The sequence below is a fragment of the Pseudomonas sp. Irchel s3f19 genome, from assembly GCF_900187555.1.
Lineage (GTDB): Bacteria > Pseudomonadota > Gammaproteobacteria > Pseudomonadales > Pseudomonadaceae > Aquipseudomonas > Aquipseudomonas capeferrum.
On sequence record NZ_FYDW01000019.1, the window covers coordinates 54,201 to 72,628 of the forward strand.

Consider the following 18,428-nt stretch of genomic DNA (forward strand, 5'->3'; position numbering starts at 1 on the left):
TGGTCCGATTTCGCGCCTCACGAGACTTAACCCTCAGCACTTCAAATCAATGGGGGAACACTTGTGAATCACACCGCACGCAAACGTCAGGGCTGGCAACGCTCAGTCTCGCAGAAACTCGCCGGCGCCGTGGTCCAGGGCATCGCTTGCATGGGCGCAAGCGCCCCGCTGCTGCTGATGCCCGCCTGGGCCACGGCCGCCGCACAGGCGCAGGCAGACTTCGACATCCCCGCAGGCCCCCTGGCGCCGGCATTGGCCCACTTCGGCCAGAGTGCGCACATTCTGCTGTCCTACCCCACCGCATTGACCGAGGGCCGCAGCACTTCCGGGCTTGCTGGCCGCTTCGACATCGACCAGGGCCTGGCGATACTGCTCGCCGGCACAGGGCTTGAGGCCAGCCGCGGCGCCAACGGCAGCTATTCGCTGCAAGCCAGTGCCAGCACAGGCGCCCTGGAGCTGAGCGCGGTGTCCATTTCTGGCAAGGCGCCAGGCTCGACCACAGAAGGCACCGGGCTCTACACCACCTACTCGTCGAGCAGCTCGACGCGCCTCAACCTCACCCCACGCGAGACGCCACAATCGCTGACGGTGATGACCCGCCAGCGTCTGGACGACCAACGCCTGACCAACCTCACCGACGCACTGGAAGCCACCCCAGGCATCACCGTGGTGCGCGATGGCCTTGGCTCGGAAAGCGACTCGTACTGGTCGCGCGGCTTTGCCATTCAGAACTACGAGGTCGACGGTGTTCCGACCAGCACCCGCCTGGACAACTACTCGCAAAGCATGGCGATGTTCGACCGTGTCGAAATCGTGCGCGGCGCCACCGGCCTGATCAGCGGCATGGGCAACCCTTCGGCGACGATCAACCTCATCCGTAAACGCCCGACTGCCGAGGCCCAGGCCAGCATCACCGGCGAGGCCGGTAACTGGGACCGCTACGGCACAGGTTTCGACGTGTCCGGGCCGCTGACCGAAACCGGCAACATTCGCGGGCGCTTCGTCGCCGACTACAAAACCGAAAAAGCCTGGATCGACCGCTACAACCAGCAGTCGCAGCTGATGTATGGCATTACCGAATTCGACCTCAGCGAAGACACCTTGCTGACGGTGGGCTTCAGCTACCTGCGCAGCGACATCGACTCGCCCCTGCGCTCCGGCCTGCCCACACGCTTCTCGACCGGTGAGCGCACCAACCTCAAACGTTCGCTCAACGCCGCGCCGGACTGGTCCTACAACGACCACGAGCAAACCAGCTTCTTCACCTCTATCGAACAGCAACTGGGCAACGGCTGGAGCGGCAAGATCGAGCTCACCCATGCCGAGAACAAGTTCGACGAGCTGTTCAACTTTGCCATGGGTGAGCTGAACCCGGATGGCAGCGGCCTGTCGCAGTTGCCGGTGCGCTTCTCGGGCACGCCGCGCCAGGACAACCTCGACCTGTACGCTACCGGGCCGTTCAGCCTGTTCGGCCGCGAGCATGAACTGATCACCGGCATGACCCTGTCCCAGTACCGGGAAAACACCCCGAGCTGGGGCGGCTGGCGCTATGACTACGCAGGCTCGCCCGCTGGGGCCATCGACAACCTGTTCAACTGGGACGGCAAGTCGGCCAAGCCGGCCTTCGTCGAAAGTGGCAAGTCGTCGATCGACGAAGACCAGTATGCGGCGTACCTGACCTCGCGTTTCAGCGTCACCGACGACCTCAGCCTGATCCTCGGCAGCCGCCTGATCAACTGGAAACGCGACACCTCGGACCGGCCTTATGGCGGCGAGGAAACCGAAGTGAATCGCGAGGAAAACGGCGTCTTCATCCCCTATGCCGGCGTGGTCTACGACCTGGACGACACCTGGTCGCTGTACGCCAGCTACACCAAGATCTTCAACCCGCAAGGGTCGTGGGTCACCGACGAGAGCAACAAACCGCTCGACCCCATGGAAGGCGTAGGCTACGAGCTCGGCATCAAGGGCACTCACCTGGATGGCAAGCTCAACTCCAGCCTCGCGGTGTTCAAGCTGGAGCAGGACAACCTGGCCATCTGGCAACACGACAACGTCTACAGCGCCGAACAGGACACCACCTCCAAGGGCATCGAGCTGGAGCTGAACGGGGAACTGGCCGAAGGCTGGCAAGCGTCGGCCGGTTACGCCTACTCGGTCACCACCGATGCCGACGACCAGCGCATCAACACCAACCTGCCGCGCAACAGCTTCAAGACCTTCACCAGCTACCGGCTGCATGGGCCGCTGGACAAGATCACCATCGGCGGTGGGGTGAACTGGCAGAGCAAGGTCGGCGCCGACCTGCATACCTTCAGCCAGGGCAGCTACGCGGTCACCAACCTGATGGCGCGCTACGACATCAACCAGCACTTGAGTGCGTCGGTGAACCTGAACAACGTGTTCGATCGCGAGTACTACAGCCAATCGGGCTTGTACGGGGTTTATGGTACGCCGCGCAATGTGATGACCAGCTTCAAGTACAGCTTCTGAACCCAGTGAAGCCGGGGCGCAAAAGCGCCCCCGGCTTCAGCTAGTCCGCAATCACTACCACCTCTTTCAAGCGCTCGCTCGCCGGCGCCGGGCGCCCGTACAGATACCCCTGAAAATGCGAGCAGCCCTCCGCTGCCAGCCGCCGCATCTGCTCTTCCGACTCCACGCCCTCGGCCGTGGTCTTGATCATCAAGCTGTTGGACAAATCGGTAATGGCCCGAATGATCGACATCGCCTCTCGGCTGTCGCACATGTCGTGCACGAACGACTTGTCGATCTTGATCCGGTCGAACGGGAACGAGCGCAGATACCCCAGCGACGAATAACCAGTGCCGAAGTCATCCAGCGAAATGGAAACGCCCAGGTCTTTCAGTGCCCGCAGGGTGCGCACATTTTCTTCACTGTTGCCCAGCAACACCGACTCGGTGATCTCCAGCTCCAGGCGCCGCGCCGGCAACCCCGAGTCGGCCAGGGCCAAGGCCACGGTGTGGACCAGGTTGGCATTCTTGAACTGCACCGGTGACAGGTTGACCGACACCGTCTGCTCGCTGTCCCAGCTGGCCGCCTCCTGGCAGGCCAGGTTCAACGCGCGGATGCCCAGTTCATGGATCAGCCCGGTCTCTTCGGCGATGGGGATGAAGTCCATGGGCATGACCATGCCGCGGGTCGGGTGCTCCCAGCGCAGCAGCGCCTCGTAGCCCGTCACGCTGCTGGTCTGCTGGTCGACCACTGGCTGGTAATGCAGCTCCAGTTGGCCCAGGTGCAACGCCGTGCGCAGGTCGGTTTCGACCAGGCGGCGCTGGCGGGCGGCGACGTCCAGCTCGACGTTGAAGCACTCGTAGCGGTTGCGGCCATTGCGCTTGGCCTCGTACAAGGCCATGTCGGCATAGCCGAGCAGTTGCTCCGCCTGGTCGTTGTCGTCCGGGGCGATGGCCACACCGATACTCACACCCACGGTGAACTGGTGCCCCTCGATCTGAAACGGCGGGCAGATCGCGTTGATGAGGCGCTGGGCGGTGTTGCACGCGGCATCGCGGCCATCCAGGCCGGTGAGCACCACGGCAAACTCGTCGCCGCCCAGGCGGGCCAGGGTGTCGTGCTCGCGCAGTTCGCGCCGCAGGCGCTTGCCCAGGGCACGCAGTAGCTTGTCGCCGAACGCATGGCCGAGTGAATCGTTGATGTTCTTGAAGTTGTCCAGGTCCAGGCACAGGGCTGCGGTCAGCTTGGCATTCTCGTCACCGCGCACCAAGGCTTGGCGCAGGCGCTCATGGAACAGCGTGCGGTTGGGCAACCCGGTGAGGGCGTCGTGGTGTGCCATATGGTGGATCTGCGCATGGGCGGCCAACTCTTCGGTGGCATCTTCGGCCACGAACAGCACGTAGTCGGCCTGGCCCTCGCGGTTCTGGCTGAGCAGCGTACGGCTGCGCAGGGTGCGTGGGCCACGCAGGGTGTCGACCCGGGTCTCGGCGGCGTAACCTTTGCTGCTGCGCGCGCCACGGGCGAGCTGCTGCTCCAGGTACTCGGCAGCGGCCGGCGCCAGGCTGTCGGCGGGCCGTTGCCCGATCATGCGCGTGCCTGGCCCACCGAACAGGCGCTCGGCCTGCTGGTTGGCCAACAGGATGCGTTGGCTCTCCAGGTCCTGCACGATGACACTGGCGGGAATGTTGGCAATCACCGAGTCGAGAAACTGCGACAGCTTGGCCATTTCCTGGCTGTACTGCTCGGCCAGTTCCTTGGCCTTGAGCAGTTCCAGCTCCTGGTGGTGGCGTTCGGAGATGTCACGGGTGACCTTGGCAAACCCCACCAGGCGGCCGTCATCGTCGTGCACCGCGTCAATCACTACATGCGCATGGAACGCCGAGCCATCTTTGCGCAGGCGCGAGCCGACCTCTTCGAAACGCCCTGTGCATCGCGCCTGTTCAAGGTTGTATTCGGGCAGCCCGGCAGCCCGTTCGGCATCGTTGTAGAACACCGAATAGTGCTGGCCGACGATCTCGTCGGCATGGTACCCCTTGGCCCGCTGGGCGCCGGGGTTCCAGTTGGCGACGATGCCTTCGGGGGTGAGCAGGTAGATGGCATAGTCCACCACGCTCTGGATCAAAAACCGGTACATGATGTCGGGGCTTGCGACTAGCGACATGAAATTAACCTGAACCTTCGACGGGTACGAAAAGGAACCCCGGCAGTTGCGCGGTGGGGTCTTGTACAGAGGTAGTGGCATTATGCCGCCCACCTGGATTTTGTGAAGTGGTTCACAAAATTTTGCTGCACGGTTCTTTGGTGTTTGAAGGTTTGGAGGCGGCTAGGTGCTTGTCTTGGGTTTGGAGGTGGTGCATAGATCGAGCGCCGCGGGGGCGGCGCTCGATATCCGCCCCACCTCCAAACCCGAGACAAGCACCTAGCCGCCTCCCCTCTATCTCCCGACGAACAAACCGCAATCATCCCTGACCATTGATCAATACCTGATCATCACCGACTTGAGCTCGGTGTAATCCTCGATGAACGCACTGCCAAACTCGCGCCCGACCCCCGATGCTTTGGTCCCACCAAACGGCACCGCAGGGTCGAGGAAGGTGTGCATGTTGACCCAGACCGTGCCCGCCTCGATCTGCGGAATCAACCGCAGCGCCTTGGACAGGTCATTGGTCCACAAGCTCGCGGTCAAGCCATAGGGGCTGTCGTTCATCAACGCCAGCAGCTGCTCCTCGTCATCGAACGGCAGCACACAGACGATCGGGCCGAAGGTTTCCTCGCGCAGCAACGGGTCGTTGGCATCGTTCGCCAGCACCACCGTGGGCTCGACGAAATAGCCCGGCCGATCGAGCGCCCTCGCCCCGCAGATCACCGTATTGCTGGCACGCGCACGCGCGAAGAAGCCAAGAATCTTCTCAAGGTGCGCAGCATTGGCCAGGGGGCCGAACTGGGCCTCGGGGTCCAGTGCCGAACCTATCTTCAACTGCCCCAGTGCCTCCCCCAGCTTGCGGGTGAAGGCCTCGACCTTGCTGCGGTGCACATACACCCGCTCCGGTGACGCACACACCTGGCCCTGGTGCACAAAGGCCGTTTGCAGGATGCCCGCCACAGCGCTGTCCACATCCACATCGGCCAACAACGCTGCCGGGTTCTTGCCGCCCAGCTCCAGCGTGGCGCGGGTCAGGTTGGCCGCCATTGCGGCCTTGCCCACGGCGATACCGGTCGGCACCGACCCGGTGAATGCCACCTTGGCCACCTGCGGATGCTCGATCAACCACTGGCCCGCCTGCCCGCGCCCGTTGACCACGTTGAACGCACCCGCCGGCACCCCCGCTTCCACCGCTAGCTCAGCGATGCGTAGCAGCGTCAGCGGCGTGAATTCGCTGGGCTTGACCACAATGGTGCAACCGGTCACCAGGGCCGAGGCGATTTTCCAGATGCCGATCATCACCGAAAAATTCCACGGCACGATGCCTGCCACCACACCCACCGGCTCGCGCAAGGTGAAGGCGGTATAGCGCTCGCCGCCGAATGACGGCAGCGACGGGGTCATGGTCTGGCCGGTGATCTTGCTTGCCCAACCCGCGAAGTAACGCAGGAAGACTACACTTTGGGCGATCTCCAACCCGCGCGAGAGGTTGATCGACTTGCCCGAGCACAGGGTCTCCAGCTGTGCCAGCTCCTCGGTATTGGCCTCGATCAGGTCGGCCAGGCGGTTGAGCACCACGCCTTTCTGATAAGGCGAAACCTGCGCCCAACTGCCCTTGAAGGCTTGCCGAGCGCTGAGCACCGCACGCGCCACTTCCGCCTCGCTGGCCTCGGCGACACGGCTGATGACGGCGCCGCTCGACGGGTCGTGAATGTCGACCGAAGGCCCCGCTTCACCCGCCAGGTACTGGCCATCGATGAAATGGCCGTGGGGCCTGGCGAGGAACTCGACCACGGCAGGTAACAGCTGGATATCGCTCATGAGATGACTCCTGGAGGGCAGCGCAAAAGTAGGTGCGGGCCGATCTTCAGGCCCTTGCCCACCCGCCTGCCAGCCCCGAAGGGCGTTTTGTCAGGGAGCCTCAAGAGAATGTCACGCTGGCCAAATCACCACCACGTCCCAGGCGGCACACTGCGATCACTGCGATTTCTGCATAATCCATAACAACATCGGAGATAGCCAATGCGTCGCGTAGACAGGCTTAGCATCTCGGCAGCCCTGGCCTTGGCCCTGGCCGCGAGCACAAGCGCGGTGCGGGCCGACCTGCCCGCCGAAGAGATCGGCCAGAACAGCCTGCCGTTCCCGCCGGACCCACACCGTGTGTACATCCTCGATGTGGACTTCAAGAACCCCATCGCCGGCAAGGTGGTGGTGGTCGACCCCAAGGCCAAACGCATGCTCGGCATGACCACCAACGCCTTTGTCGCCCCCACCGCGCTGAGCCCGGACAACCGCACCCTGTACTCGGCCAACCTGTTCTACTCGCGCGGTACCTACGGCGAGCGCACCGACGTGCTGGTGGCCTGGGACACCCAGACCCTGCGCCCGCAATGGGAAGTGGTGCTGCCCACCAAGCGCGCCTCGACGCTCACTGAAAAGTACGCCATGGGCGTCAGCGCCGACAGCAAGCTGGCCTACGTCTTCAACCTCACGCCGTCGACCTCGGTGACCGTGGTCAATACCCAGACGCACAAGGTCGCCAGCGAAATCGCCATCAGCGGCTGCGTGCTCAACTACCCGGTCGGCAAACGCAGCTTCGCCTCGCTGTGCGGTGACGGCCAGCTATTGGTGGTGACGCTGGATGACGAAGGCAAAGAGGTCTCGCGCACCCAAACGCCCTTCTTCGACCCGAACAAGGTCCGCCTGAACGAGCGCGCCATCGCCAATGGCGACACCTACTACTTCACCACCACCCACGGCGAGGTGTACCCGGTGAGCTTCGAAGGGGGCAAGGCCAAGCCGCAGCCCACCTGGTCGCTGGTCAGTGACCAGGAGCGCCAGCAAGGCTGGGCACCGGGTGGCTGGCAAGCCCTGGCCCTGGCGCCGGGCCTGAACCGCTTGTATGCGCTGATGCATGACCAGCACACCGATGGCAAATGGGAAGACCCGAGTACCACCATCTGGGCCTTCGACCTGAAGACCGGCAAAAAACTCGGCACCCTCGACTCACCCAAGCCGGTCTGGAGCCTGCAGGCAAGCCATGACGAGGCGCCCATCCTGGTGGCCACCGACCTGGAAGGCGGCGTGCAGTTCTTCGACCTGACCACAGGCAAGCACAGCGGAGCCATGGACCAGATCGCCGACACACCAGTGCTTACCTTCGCCCCTTGGTAAACAGGAGACCCGACCATGCTCGACCCTGTACTCGTGATTGCCAGCAGCACAGCCCTGGCGGCGCTGCTGGCCAGCGCCGCCAGCCACAAGCTGCGCGACCGGCGCGCCTTCAGCGCCATCGTGCGCGCCTACCAGGTGCTGCCCTCGCCCCTGGCACCCGCCGCCACGGCAAGCCTGGTGCTGGCTGAGCTGGCCCTGGCGCTGGCCCTGCTATTACCCGCCTGGCGCGCCAGCGCAGCGCTGGGGGTAGCCCTGCTGATGGCGCTGTATGCCGGCGCCATCGGGGTCAACCTCTGGCGCGGGCGCCGCGACATCGATTGCGGCTGTTCAGGCCCCGGCGCCACCCAGCCCCTGCGCCCGGTGTTGTTGCTGCGCAACCTGGTGATCGCCGTGCTGGCCGGCCTGGCGGCATTGCCCATGGCAGAGCGCGCACTCGGTGGCCTGGATATTTTCGTGGTGATCGCGGCAAGTGCCGTGGCGCTGCTGCTTCATGTCGCGGTGGATGGCCTGCTGGCCAACCAGCCGCGTCTTGCCAAATTGACGGGGAGATAACCCATGCAACTGCTCATCGCATCGAACATTCTGCTCTGGCTGCTGCTGATTGCAGTGGCCTTCACGGTCATGGCCCTGGTGCGCCAGATCGGCGTGCTGCATGGCCGTATCGCCCCGGCCGGGGCGCTGATGGTGGACAAAGGCGTAACCGTCAACGACCCCGCGCCGCAGGTGACGGCCGCCGACCGCCACGGCCGCCCGGTGAACATCGGCTACCACGGCGAGCGTTCGCAATTGCTGTTCTTCCTCGCCCCTGGCTGCCCGGTGTGCAAATCGCTGTTGCCGGCGGTCAAGTCGATCGCCAAGGACAACAACGGCGCGCTGGACGTGATCTATGTCAGCGACGGTGATTTCGCCGAACAGCAAGCGCTGATCGAAGCCAACGATTTGCAGCAGGCCACCTACGTGGTCGGCCCCGAGATCGGCATGACCTACCAGATCGGCAAGCTGCCCTACGCCGTGTTGATCGACCCGGCCGGCATTCTGCGCGCCAAGGGCCTGGTCAACTCCCGCGAGCACCTGGACAGCCTGTTCGAGGCCGTGCACCTGGGCAGCGCCAGCCTGCAGCAGTACCTGCACGGCAACCACGCGCATGGCCACGACCACGCCCACCCACACAGCGCGCAGCACTGATCGCGGAGCACACCATGAGTTTTCTCGACAAACTGTTTGAACGCTCCAGCCGCCACGTTGCCGACACCACCTCACGGCGCAAGGTGTTGGCGCGCCTGGGCTCGCTGATCGTCGCGGGCGCGGCGCTACCGGTGCTGCTGCCGATCGACCGCACCGCCAAGGCGCTGGCCGCCGAGCAACCGAAGATGGGTGACCCTGGCGACCCGACCAGCTGCGACTACTGGCGCAACTGCTCGATCGACGGCTTTCTGTGCTCGTGCTGCGGCGGCTCGATCACTTCATGCCCGCCCGGCACCGATGCCTCGCTGGTGACCTGGATCGGCACCTGCCGCAACCCGGCCGACGGCAAGAACTACATCATCTCGTACAACGATTGCTGCGGTAAGCACGCCTGCGGCCAGTGCGCCTGCTCGCGCAACGACGATGAACAGCCGTTGTATCGGCCCTTCAACAACAACGACATCAACTGGTGCCTGGGTGCGGAGTCGAAGATCTACAACTGCACCGTGACCATCATCCGCGGCGTGGCGGTATAGCGCCGTGAAGGGTTTGACGGCGCTGTTGCTTCTGTGCCTGCTGGCGCCCGTCGCCCAGGCCAGGACCCTGCCCAACCCCAACCAGCGCCCGGCTCAGGGTAACGAGGTGCCACCGGTGCCGATTGCCCAGGCCGGGTACTCGGTGCCGGTCAACTACCAGTTGCAGTGCGCCGGCTGCCACCGGGATCACGGCGAGGGCTCGGCGGCCAACGACACGCCGCGCATGCAGGGGTTTGTCGGCAACTTTCTGAGGGTACCGGGTGGGCGCGAGTTTCTGGTGCGGGTGCCGGGGATTTCACAGTCGGCGCTCAACGATCAGCAGATAGCCGATTTGCTGAACTGGCTGCTGGCGCGGGACGGGATGGCTGGCAACAGTTCACCCGAGCAATGGCCACCGTACAGCGGCGAAGAGGTGCGCCGGGTGCGCCAGAGCAGCATGCTCAACCTGCCGGATGTGCGGGGCGGGTTGATTGACGCGATGCGGGCTGAGGGGATTGTTATTGGGGATGGGCTTGGGCGCTGAAGTGTGGTTGTTTTGGTGGGGGTTCGCCATGACGGTTTTAGCGCCTGTGAGATCGAGCGCCGCCCGCGCGGCGCATCGCGACGCAAGGCCGCTCCTACATCTGTTTCGGGCCAATTATTCCTGAGGGATTGGCGCGCGGCCCCTTGGTGCCCGCCTCAATATCGCGTCGTACAAACAAGGCGGTCGCGCGCAAATGCCACTGGCCTCACTGGCCCGAAACAAATGTAGGAGCGGCCTTGCGTCGCGATGCGCCGCGCGGGCGGCGCTCGATCTCATAGGCGCTGAAAATCCCCAGCCATGCACTTCGACTGCAACATCTAGAAACACCCCTGCCCCGAAATTGATACCTCCCGACGCATCCCACCCAAGAAAATCCTCCAATCCCCCCCGCCACCCTCATCCCCTAAAAATTAAATTCATTAAAAAACAAATAATTAGCAAATTAACCCCTCCACCCCCACAAATCCCAGGCCCGTTTTTTGCTTGAAATTTCAAGTGAATTGTAATGCTTTACCCACCATCCAAGAGTTCGCCCAAGCGATCCGTTCCACGTCTTACCGTGCGAGGCCCCCATGACACCAGCGACCCGTGTTTGCGACGATCACTTCCAGGCCTGGCTCAGCCAGGTCAACGAAGCCTGCGGCCACTTCAACGCCCGCAAGCTCGACGCAGGCTTCGTCGGCCAGCTCGAAAAGTGCCAGGTAGGCCAGATTTCCATGAGCATCGTCGACATGACCCACGTCCACCTGTTCCGCAGCGCCCGGGAGATTCGCGCCAGCGGCGCCGACAACTACTACGCCGTGCTGCAGATGGCCGGCACCTCGCATATCGAACACCAGGATGCCCGCATCGAGCTGCGGCCCGGCGACCTGACCCTGGTCGACGCCAGCGCCCCACTGGACATGCACTTCCACCAACGCTCACGGCAACTGTCGCTGATCCTGCCGCGCCCCCAGGTGCAGAGCGGTACCCGCGGCGTGAGCGTGGCCTGCGCAAAACGCATCGAAGCGCAAACCCCATTGGCCAGCATGGCCCGGCAGATGATGCTCGAGGCCGGCCGCACCCAACACATGGCCAACAACGAAAGCCAGGCCGTGCTCGATGCGCTGATCGCCCTGCTGCGCCCGGCCATCACCCATGACTCGGTGCCTGGCAGCCATGAACGGATGTTCCGCAAGGCCCTGGCGCTGATTGACCAGCGCATCACCTGCGAGCAGCTGACCCCTGAACTCATCGCCCACGAAGTGGGCATCTCCATGCGCAGCCTGTACCGCATCTTCGCCAAGCACGACCTGGTCATCGCCCAGTACATCCGCAACCGCCGCCTCGACTTCTGCGCCGAAAGCCTGAGCAACCCGGCGATGGACCAGAAAGTATCGTCGCTGGGTTATGCCTGGGGCTTTTCCGATTCGAGTTACTTCAGCACAGCGTTCAAGGGCCGCTTTGGCATGACCCCGGGCGAGTACCGCAAGCGTCACGCCAATTGACCCCTGTGGCGGGCCACACGCAACTGACAAGCCCAGCAAACACCCTGGCAGGCACAACAAAACCTGCCGGCCGGCACTGGCACACAATCAAACCGAACACCAACAAGAAGCAGCCCGGCGCTGCCTTACCCAGGAACCGTGCATGATGTCGACCGTCGTATCCAGCAAGTTCGTAGTGCCCTTCCTGCTTGCCGCCCTGGCCAGCCCGCTGGCCTTGGCCGAAGACTGTGCAGCCCCGCAACGCCAGCAAGGCGAACAGGTATTCGCGCGCGACTGTGCGGCGTGCCACTCGGCGCAAAAGGATGGCCCGACCCTGATGGGCCCCAACCTGCACGACGTGGTGGGCCGCACCCCCGGTAGCGTGCCAGGGGCCAATTACTCCCAGGCCATGAAAACCCGCCAGGCGGCCTGGACGGCACAAGCCATCGGCGCCTTCATCGCGCAGCCACAAGCCGCGGTGCCCGGCACCTACATGCCTTACGCAGGGCTGCCGGATGCCGGTGAGCGCCAGTCGGTGACGTGCTTCCTCGCCGGCCTCAAGTAACGCTACCTGCCCACGAAGGCCCCGCAACGGGGCCTTCTGCGTTTTCCCACCCCCTCGCATCAGCTTGGCACAACGCCAAAGGCAACTGGCAGCCAGGGCAAAAGCCCGTGCCGGGGCTTGCTTCATGATCATTGGCATGTCTTCGGAACTTCTGCCAAAAACCATGACAAAGGAAGCCAGACCATGCACCACCGCCCGTACCGCCGTACCTTGGCCGCACTCCTGGCCGGGGCTTCGCTGGGTGCGTCCGCGCACGAGCTGTACAGCGATGCCGAACGCCACCTGAACGCCAATGTGGAAGCCGTGTTCGGTGCATTCCACAGCGAACGAAGCTACGTGATTGGCCGTGACCAACCCGGCTCTACCTCCTGGCAGGAGGGCTACATCAAGTATGGTTTGAGTGCCGACCAACGCCTGGGGAGCATGGGGGCGTTGTATGGCGCCTTTGCCCTGCTCAGCTCGGCGACCTGGGGGGACGGTGACGCTGCAGGCTTCAGCGACAGCAGCGAACGCACCAGCAAGGTCGAAGATGCCTACCTGGGCTGGAAGTCCGGCAACCTGGTACCGCTGCTAGGCGAGGACGGTATCGACCTGTCGTTCGGCAAACAAATGGTCGCCGTGGGCGATGGTTTCCTGCTTCAGGGGGACTCGCTGAACGTTGGCCATGGCCTGGCCGATGGGCAGTTCAACCGGGGTGGCGCCTACTACCTGGCGGCGCGCAAGAGCTTCGACAAGACCGCCGTGCTGCGCCTGGGTGGCAGCAGCGGCTGGCGCGGCGACCTGATGTGGCTGCAATCGGACAACCGCGCCCAGGCCAACACCGAAATGCACGTCGCCACCCTGGAACACGTGGCGGACGCCGGCACGGTCGGCCTGACCTACATCGCCACCACCCATGTCGACGAGCAATACGCCTCGCCCCAGCAACTGGAACGCGACGGCATGAAAACCTACAGCCTGCGGGGCCAGGGCAATGCCGGGGTAGACAACCTGTTCCTGTCCGGGGAATACGCCAAACAGGACAAGCCCCACACCGCCACCGAGGATGCCTGGTACCTGGAAGCAGGCTGGACCTTCGCCAACCTGCCCTGGCAGCCGAACCTGAGCTACCGCTACAGCCGCTTTTCAGAGCAGTACGACACCCTGTTCTACGGCCTTGGGCGCGGGTTGGGGACGTGGTTCCAGGGCGAAGTGGCGGGCAACTATGCCGGGCCGTTCAACAGCAATGCGCGGGTGCAGAAGGTTGGCCTGGTGGTCAGCCCGAGCCCCACGCTGAACCTCGGGGTGATGGCGTTCAACTTCGATACCATCAACCGCAGGTTGGGCAATGTGGACGGGCGTGAGCTGGATATCTATGCCGAGTGGACCATCAATGATCACCTGATGGTCGTGCCCTTGATGGGGTTGTATCAGCCGGATCGCAGTGCCGAGCAAGGGGGGACGCAGTTGGGCAGCAACAATGACAACCTGTATGGGCAGGTGGTGTTCGTCAGTACCTTTTGAGCGGGAGATTGCCGGGGCTGCTCTGCAGCCCCAGCAACAATGGCCCTACGCTCTACTCAGGCACCGGCAACGGCGCCTCGCTGTTCCACCCCGTAACCGGCCGGCTGAACAGGTTCTCGGTCTGGAAATGCGCCATGCGCCAGCGTCCCTCTTCCAACGCAAAGCGCACCGTCAACCGGGCGGCATTCAGGTGCGACGCGCCGTCGGCAAAGGTACTTGTCTGCAACATCACCCAGCGCCCAAGCCCTTCATCACCGGCCACCTCGATCACCTCGCTGGTCAGGAAGTGCACATTCAAGGCAAAGTGCGCCGGCGTCTTCATGTAGGTGGCAAACATCGCGCGGATCGCCTCGCGTCCACGGTAGCCGCCAAAGCTTTCGGCGTACTTGGCGCCCTTGCCTTCCCACACCGCCTCACGGCAGAACAACCCCGCCAGTTCATCGAGCGGTGAGCTGGCGTCCAGCTGGTCGCACAGCGCCATGTAGCGGTTCATGCAGACGCGGATGGCCTGCTGGTGTTCGAAGCAGAGCAGCCGGGCCTGCAGTTCAAGGATATCGGTCATGGCTACGCTGGCCTCAGTGCTCGTTACCGGCATACAGGTTCAGCAGCAAGCGCTCGGCCACCGCCAACAGTTTTTCGTCGGCGCCCTTGGCCGCCACCAGTTGCAGGCCGACCGGCAAGCCGGCCTCGCTGCCCAGCGGAATGCTCAACGCCGGGTGCCCCGACAGGTTGAACGGCCGCACCAGCGAGGTCATGCCCAGCACCGCCCGGGTGTCGGCGGCATCCTCCAGGCGCAGCGGGAAGTCCGGCATGGTCGGCAGGGCCAGGACGTCGAAGCTGGCCAGGGCCTGGTCGACTTCATCGGTAAACCTTCGACGCACCTCTTCAGCCTCGGCCAGCGCCGAGTCCGTGGTCTGCCCCGCTGCCGCCAGGCGCCCGGCGATATCGCTGCCGACCTTGCCGGTTTGTAGAAGGTGGCCACAGCCTTCGAACGTTTCGCGGTTAATCACCACCATGCCGGCGTCGTAAGCAGCGCCAAAATGCTTGAGCTCGACGTTGCCCAAAGGCAAGCCACTGGCCGTCAGCGCCCCGTGTACCACCTTGTGGATGGCAGCCTCGGCGGTCACCCGCAACACACCGATGCGCGCCTTGCTCGGCACCTGGGCGGGGACGAAGGTGGGGTCGATCATGCTCATGGCGCGCACCAGCATCGGCAGGCTCGCGGCGAACGGGCCAACGCAGTCGAGGCTGGTGCGCGCTGGCATCACGCCTTTGCGGCTTACCCGGCCAAACGTCGGCTTGAGGCCGAACACCCCACAGCAACAGGCCGGGACGCGCACCGAGCCGCCGGTGTCGGTACCCAGGCTGAAGTCTGCCAGGCCCGCCGCCACCGCAGCGGCCGAACCGCTGGACGAGCCACCAGGAATGCGCCCTGGAAAACGCGGGTTGGCCGCCGTGCCGGTATAGCGGTTGATCCCGGTGGTGCCAAACGCCAGCTCGTGCAGGCTGACCTTGCCGGTGAGGCGGGCACCGGCGGCCAGCAACTGGCTGACCACCTCGGCATGGCGCTCGGCCAGCGGCGCATCCTCCAACGCCTGGCTGCTGGCGCGGCTGGCGGTACCGGCGACATCGATGGTGTCCTTGACCACGACCCGGGGGCCGGTGCCGCCCAGATCAAGGGTTTCTACTATGATTGTCATTGTTGTGCAGCCCTCTTCAAGAATGGATGCCGGGCCTTTGCCCAGCCGCTAAAATGCGGGTCGATTACTTGAAATGTCAACTGAATATTCCAGTAATTCCCGACCGTTTCGCGGTAGCCAAATACGCGGAAACGGCTATGATGTCGCGACTATTTCCGCACAAGTAGTGAACCGATGAGCAACTCGAAAAACAAAGGCCACAGCCATCACGACCCGGCCAGCGATGAATTTCGCAAGGAGGATTTCCCCTTCTACTGGCTGGCCCGTGTGCATGGCCGTTACACCCAGAACATGGAGCGTCTGCTCAAGAAGATCGACCTCGACGTGCCGCGCTGGCGCGTGCTGTGGATCCTCAACGAGAACGGTGAATCGAGTATTTCCGAGATCTCCACCCATGCCATTGCCAAACTCTCGACCATCACCAAGATCGTCTACCGCATGAAAGACGATGGGCTGGTCGATACTGCGCCAAGCCCTGAGGATGGGCGCGTGACCCAAGTGCGCATCACCGAGGTCGGCCTGCAGAACATCGAGCGCATGCAGGACGTGACCCGCGAGCTGTTCCAGCGCAGCTTCAAGGGGCTGACCGAGGCGCAGGTGCAGCGGCTGAACCGGATGCTGGAAGTGGTGTTTCACAACCTCGAGACACCGTGAAAGCTGGGGCCGCGTGGCGGCCCCCTAATTCAGCAGGCTTTAGAGTCCTCGCACACCCGGTGATAGGCCCGGTTGAAATACACCAGCCCATCGTCCGCCCCGCCATGGCGGATATCCTGGATCTCGCAATAGAAAATGCTGTGCGACCCCACTTCATGCACCTGGGCAATACGGCAGTCGAAGTTTACCAACGCCTCCTGCATCACCGGCGCGCCGCTTTCCAGCACGGTCCAGTGGGTGGTCGCAAAGCGTTCCTCCGTGCTCAGGTTACGGTTGGCAAACGCCCCCGACAGTTCCTGATGGGTACCGGCCAGCACGTTCACGCACAACGCGCCGTTGGCCTTGAATTGCTCGTTGGAGTAAGACGCGCGGTTCATGCACACCAGCAAGGTAGGCGGTGCGTCGGTCACGCTGCACACTGCCGATGCGGTGAAGCCGAAACGCCCTGCAGGGCCATCGGTTGTGATGACCGATACGGCGCCGCCGAGCAGCGCCATTGCATTGCGAAACTGGTTTACGTCTACCATGGTCATGCTCCTCAGATATCCAGCACCAGCTTGTTGGACTTGGCCCGCGAGCAGCACACCAGGATCTGGTCGTTCGCGGCTTTTTCGTCATCGGTCAGGTACACATCGCGGTGGTCCGGCTCGCCTTCGAGCACCTCGCACATGCACGTCCCGCAGACGCCCTGCTCGCAGGAAATATCAATCTTGATGCCGACCTGCGCCAAGGCTTCGAGAATCGTCTGCCCCTCGCCGACCTGCACGGTCTTGTTGCTGCGCGCGGCCACCACTTCAAAGCCTTCGCCACTGGCATCGACCTCGACCTGGAAGTACTCCTTGTGGATATGGTCTTCGGCATAACCCTGCCGGCGAGCCCCTTCGATCACCCAGTCCATGAAGCCGGACGGGCCGCAGGTGTACAGGTGGGTACCTGGGTTGGCAGCGCCTAGCACCGCCACCAGGTCAAGGCGCTGTGCCGGGTCTTCGTCGTCGAAGTGAGTCACTACCCGTGCGGCAAACGGCGCCGCCGCCAGTGCCTCAAGAAACGCACTGCGGCTGCGCGAGCGCCCGCAATAATGCAGTTCGAAGTCAGCGCCCTGCTGGTGCAGGGCATGGGCCATGGCGATCATCGGCGTGATGCCGATACCGCCACCCAGCAGGATCGAGCGGCGCGCCTGCGCCGCCAGCGGGAACAGGTTGCGCGGCGCGCTGATCTGCAATGCGCGCCCTTCCAGCAAGGTCTCGTGCACCCCCACCGAGCCGCCGCGTGAAGCGGGGTCTTTGAGCACGCCCAGGCGATACACCGTGGCATCGGCCGGGTCGCTGCACAGCGAGTACTGGCGCACCAGGCCAGGCGCGACGTGGATATCGACATGCGCCCCCGCCTCGAAGGCCGGCAACGCGGTGCCATCGGCACGCCCCAGGTCGAGGACGACCACGTCGGCCCCTTGGATCTCGCGCTTGCGCACGACTACGTTCAACAATTGTTCATTCATGGCCGGTGTCCCGTGTAACGACAGGAGGCGCGCTGCGCCCCCGAAAATTTCAACGCATGAACAGGCCGCCGTTCACGTCCCAGGTTGCCCCGGTGGTGAAATAGGCCTCGGGCCGCGCCAGTTGCACGATCAGGTCGCCAAGGAAGCCGGCGTCACCCAGGCGCTGCACCGGGATGTTCGCCAGCAAGCCCGGCAGGCGCTCGGCCGGTACCGCGGCATGCACCGCCGGCGAATCGATCGGGCCGGGGGCAATGGCGTTGACCGTGACACCGCGGGCGGCGAATTCCTTGGCGAAGATCTTGGTCAGGGTGATGATCGCGCCCTTGCTCGCGGCGTAATGGGCACCCGTGGCGGTGCCACCGTTCTGCCCGGCCAGCGAGGCCATGTTGATGATCCGCCCGTAACCGGCCTCGGCCAGGTGCGCGCCAAACACCTGGCAGCCGAGGAAGACGCTGCGCAGGTTGAGCCCGACCACTGCGTCGAGCTCCTCCGGGGTGATTTGCATCAGCGGCGTGGTCTTGGTCACGGCGGCGTTGTTGACCACCACGTGCAAGGCGCCAAAATGCGCCAGTACCTGGGCCAGGGCCTGTTCGAAATCGGCCTTGCTGGCGACGTCGAGCTTGACCGCCAGGGTGCGGCCGCCCTGCCCTTGCTGCGCTTGCTGCAGGTGTGCGGCGCTGGCCTGGGCCAGTGCCAGGTCGCGGTCCGAGACCACCACGTCAAAGCCCGCCGCAAGCAGTTGGGCGCAAAAGCGCTGGCCCAAGCCCTGGCCGGCGCCGGTTACCAATGCAACTTGGTTCATGGCCAGTTCCTCAAAGGATGTAGCCGATACCGGCAAGGGTATCGTCGCTGTTGATCAGGCTGATCACCTTGCGGTGGATCTTGAAACCGCCCGCCGCCCGCACCAGGGTGTAGGTCAGGTCGGCGCTGTAGTGCTTGAGGCTTTCTTTGCGAAATTCCCGCACGTTCTGCGCGCAGCGCACGGTGACGTTGACGCCGTCGTCGCTCA

17 protein-coding genes and 1 pseudogene are annotated in these 18,428 nt (G+C 63.9%); 10 read left to right on the forward strand and 8 right to left on the reverse strand.

The features are described from left to right. Window positions 1–150: 150 nt before the first annotated feature. On the forward strand, window positions 151–2,493 hold the full coding sequence (locus tag CKW22_RS26100; protein ID WP_095065564.1) for a TonB-dependent receptor: 2,343 nt from the start codon (window positions 151–153) through the stop codon (window positions 2,491–2,493). Between the two features lie 40 nt (window positions 2,494–2,533). Here CKW22_RS26100 and CKW22_RS26105 read toward each other — a convergent pair whose 3' ends face one another. Next, entirely contained in the window at window positions 2,534–4,633 is a 2,100-nt protein-coding gene (locus tag CKW22_RS26105; protein ID WP_033698706.1) for a bifunctional diguanylate cyclase/phosphodiesterase, read from the reverse strand. 315 nt (window positions 4,634–4,948) lie between these two features. Beyond that, the gene (locus CKW22_RS26110) at window positions 4,949–6,436 is read right to left on the reverse strand and encodes an aldehyde dehydrogenase family protein (RefSeq protein ID WP_095065549.1); all 1,488 of its coding nucleotides are present in this window, start codon (window positions 6,434–6,436) and stop codon (window positions 4,949–4,951) included. Window positions 6,437–6,637: 201 nt separating this feature from the next. On the opposite strand from CKW22_RS26110, the gene CKW22_RS26115 reads away from it, so the two are divergent. The 8 genes from CKW22_RS26115 to CKW22_RS26150 all read left to right on the forward strand — a co-directional run bounded on the left by CKW22_RS26115 (window position 6,638) and on the right by CKW22_RS26150 (window position 13,567). Then, window positions 6,638–7,789, forward strand: coding sequence for an amine dehydrogenase large subunit (locus tag CKW22_RS26115; protein WP_095065551.1), 1,152 nt, complete (start codon window positions 6,638–6,640; stop codon window positions 7,787–7,789). Between the two features lie 15 nt (window positions 7,790–7,804). Next, the gene (locus CKW22_RS26120; protein WP_033698710.1) at window positions 7,805–8,341 is read left to right on the forward strand and encodes a MauE/DoxX family redox-associated membrane protein; all 537 of its coding nucleotides are present in this window, start codon (window positions 7,805–7,807) and stop codon (window positions 8,339–8,341) included. A gap of 3 nt (window positions 8,342–8,344) precedes the next feature. Beyond that, complete coding sequence (gene mauD / locus CKW22_RS26125) at window positions 8,345–8,974, forward strand: methylamine dehydrogenase accessory protein MauD (protein WP_095065553.1); 630 nt, start codon at window positions 8,345–8,347, stop codon at window positions 8,972–8,974. A 14-nt stretch (window positions 8,975–8,988) separates the two neighbouring features. Next, entirely contained in the window at window positions 8,989–9,510 is a 522-nt protein-coding gene (locus CKW22_RS26130) for a methylamine dehydrogenase light chain (RefSeq protein WP_027595339.1), read from the forward strand. 4 nt (window positions 9,511–9,514) lie between these two features. Then, window positions 9,515–10,033 (forward strand): cytochrome c, encoded by a 519-nt coding sequence (locus tag CKW22_RS26135; RefSeq protein WP_033698713.1) that lies wholly within the window; start codon window positions 9,515–9,517, stop codon window positions 10,031–10,033. Window positions 10,034–10,605: 572 nt separating this feature from the next. Further along, window positions 10,606–11,520, forward strand: coding sequence for a transcriptional regulator FeaR (gene feaR, locus CKW22_RS26140; protein ID WP_095065555.1), 915 nt, complete (start codon window positions 10,606–10,608; stop codon window positions 11,518–11,520). 145 nt (window positions 11,521–11,665) lie between these two features. Then, window positions 11,666–12,064 (forward strand): cytochrome c family protein, encoded by a 399-nt coding sequence (locus tag CKW22_RS26145; protein WP_033698716.1) that lies wholly within the window; start codon window positions 11,666–11,668, stop codon window positions 12,062–12,064. Between the two features lie 183 nt (window positions 12,065–12,247). Continuing rightward, window positions 12,248–13,567, forward strand: coding sequence for a hypothetical protein (locus CKW22_RS26150; RefSeq protein ID WP_095065558.1), 1,320 nt, complete (start codon window positions 12,248–12,250; stop codon window positions 13,565–13,567). A gap of 52 nt (window positions 13,568–13,619) precedes the next feature. On the opposite strand, the gene CKW22_RS26155 is transcribed toward CKW22_RS26150, so the two are convergent. Together CKW22_RS26155 and CKW22_RS26160 are read right to left on the reverse strand one after the other, a co-directional pair. Further along, window positions 13,620–14,129: a nuclear transport factor 2 family protein gene (locus CKW22_RS26155; protein WP_047583771.1), complete on the reverse strand. Its 510-nt coding sequence runs from the start codon at window positions 14,127–14,129 to the stop codon at window positions 13,620–13,622. Between the two features lie 13 nt (window positions 14,130–14,142). Then, window positions 14,143–15,267 (reverse strand): amidase, encoded by a 1,125-nt coding sequence (locus CKW22_RS26160; RefSeq protein WP_033698721.1) that lies wholly within the window; start codon window positions 15,265–15,267, stop codon window positions 14,143–14,145. Window positions 15,268–15,441: 174 nt separating this feature from the next. On the opposite strand from CKW22_RS26160, the gene CKW22_RS26165 reads away from it, so the two are divergent. Beyond that, a complete protein-coding gene (locus CKW22_RS26165) occupies window positions 15,442–15,921 on the forward strand; it encodes a MarR family winged helix-turn-helix transcriptional regulator (protein WP_033698723.1) in 480 nt (159 codons plus the stop codon). 29 nt (window positions 15,922–15,950) lie between these two features. Here the strand turns inward: CKW22_RS26165 and CKW22_RS26170 are convergent, their stop codons facing one another. The 4 genes and pseudogenes from CKW22_RS26170 to CKW22_RS26185 all read right to left on the reverse strand — a co-directional run. Continuing rightward, window positions 15,951–16,448 (reverse strand): flavin reductase, encoded by a 498-nt coding sequence (locus tag CKW22_RS26170; protein WP_033698724.1) that lies wholly within the window; start codon window positions 16,446–16,448, stop codon window positions 15,951–15,953. 11 nt (window positions 16,449–16,459) lie between these two features. After that, complete coding sequence (locus CKW22_RS26175; protein WP_033698726.1) at window positions 16,460–17,419, reverse strand: PDR/VanB family oxidoreductase; 960 nt, start codon at window positions 17,417–17,419, stop codon at window positions 16,460–16,462. A 49-nt stretch (window positions 17,420–17,468) separates the two neighbouring features. Beyond that, the gene (locus CKW22_RS26180; RefSeq protein WP_033698728.1) at window positions 17,469–18,221 is read right to left on the reverse strand and encodes an SDR family NAD(P)-dependent oxidoreductase; all 753 of its coding nucleotides are present in this window, start codon (window positions 18,219–18,221) and stop codon (window positions 17,469–17,471) included. A 10-nt stretch (window positions 18,222–18,231) separates the two neighbouring features. After that, window positions 18,232–18,428: pseudogene (locus CKW22_RS26185) on the reverse strand (hypothetical protein); the annotation flags it as partial.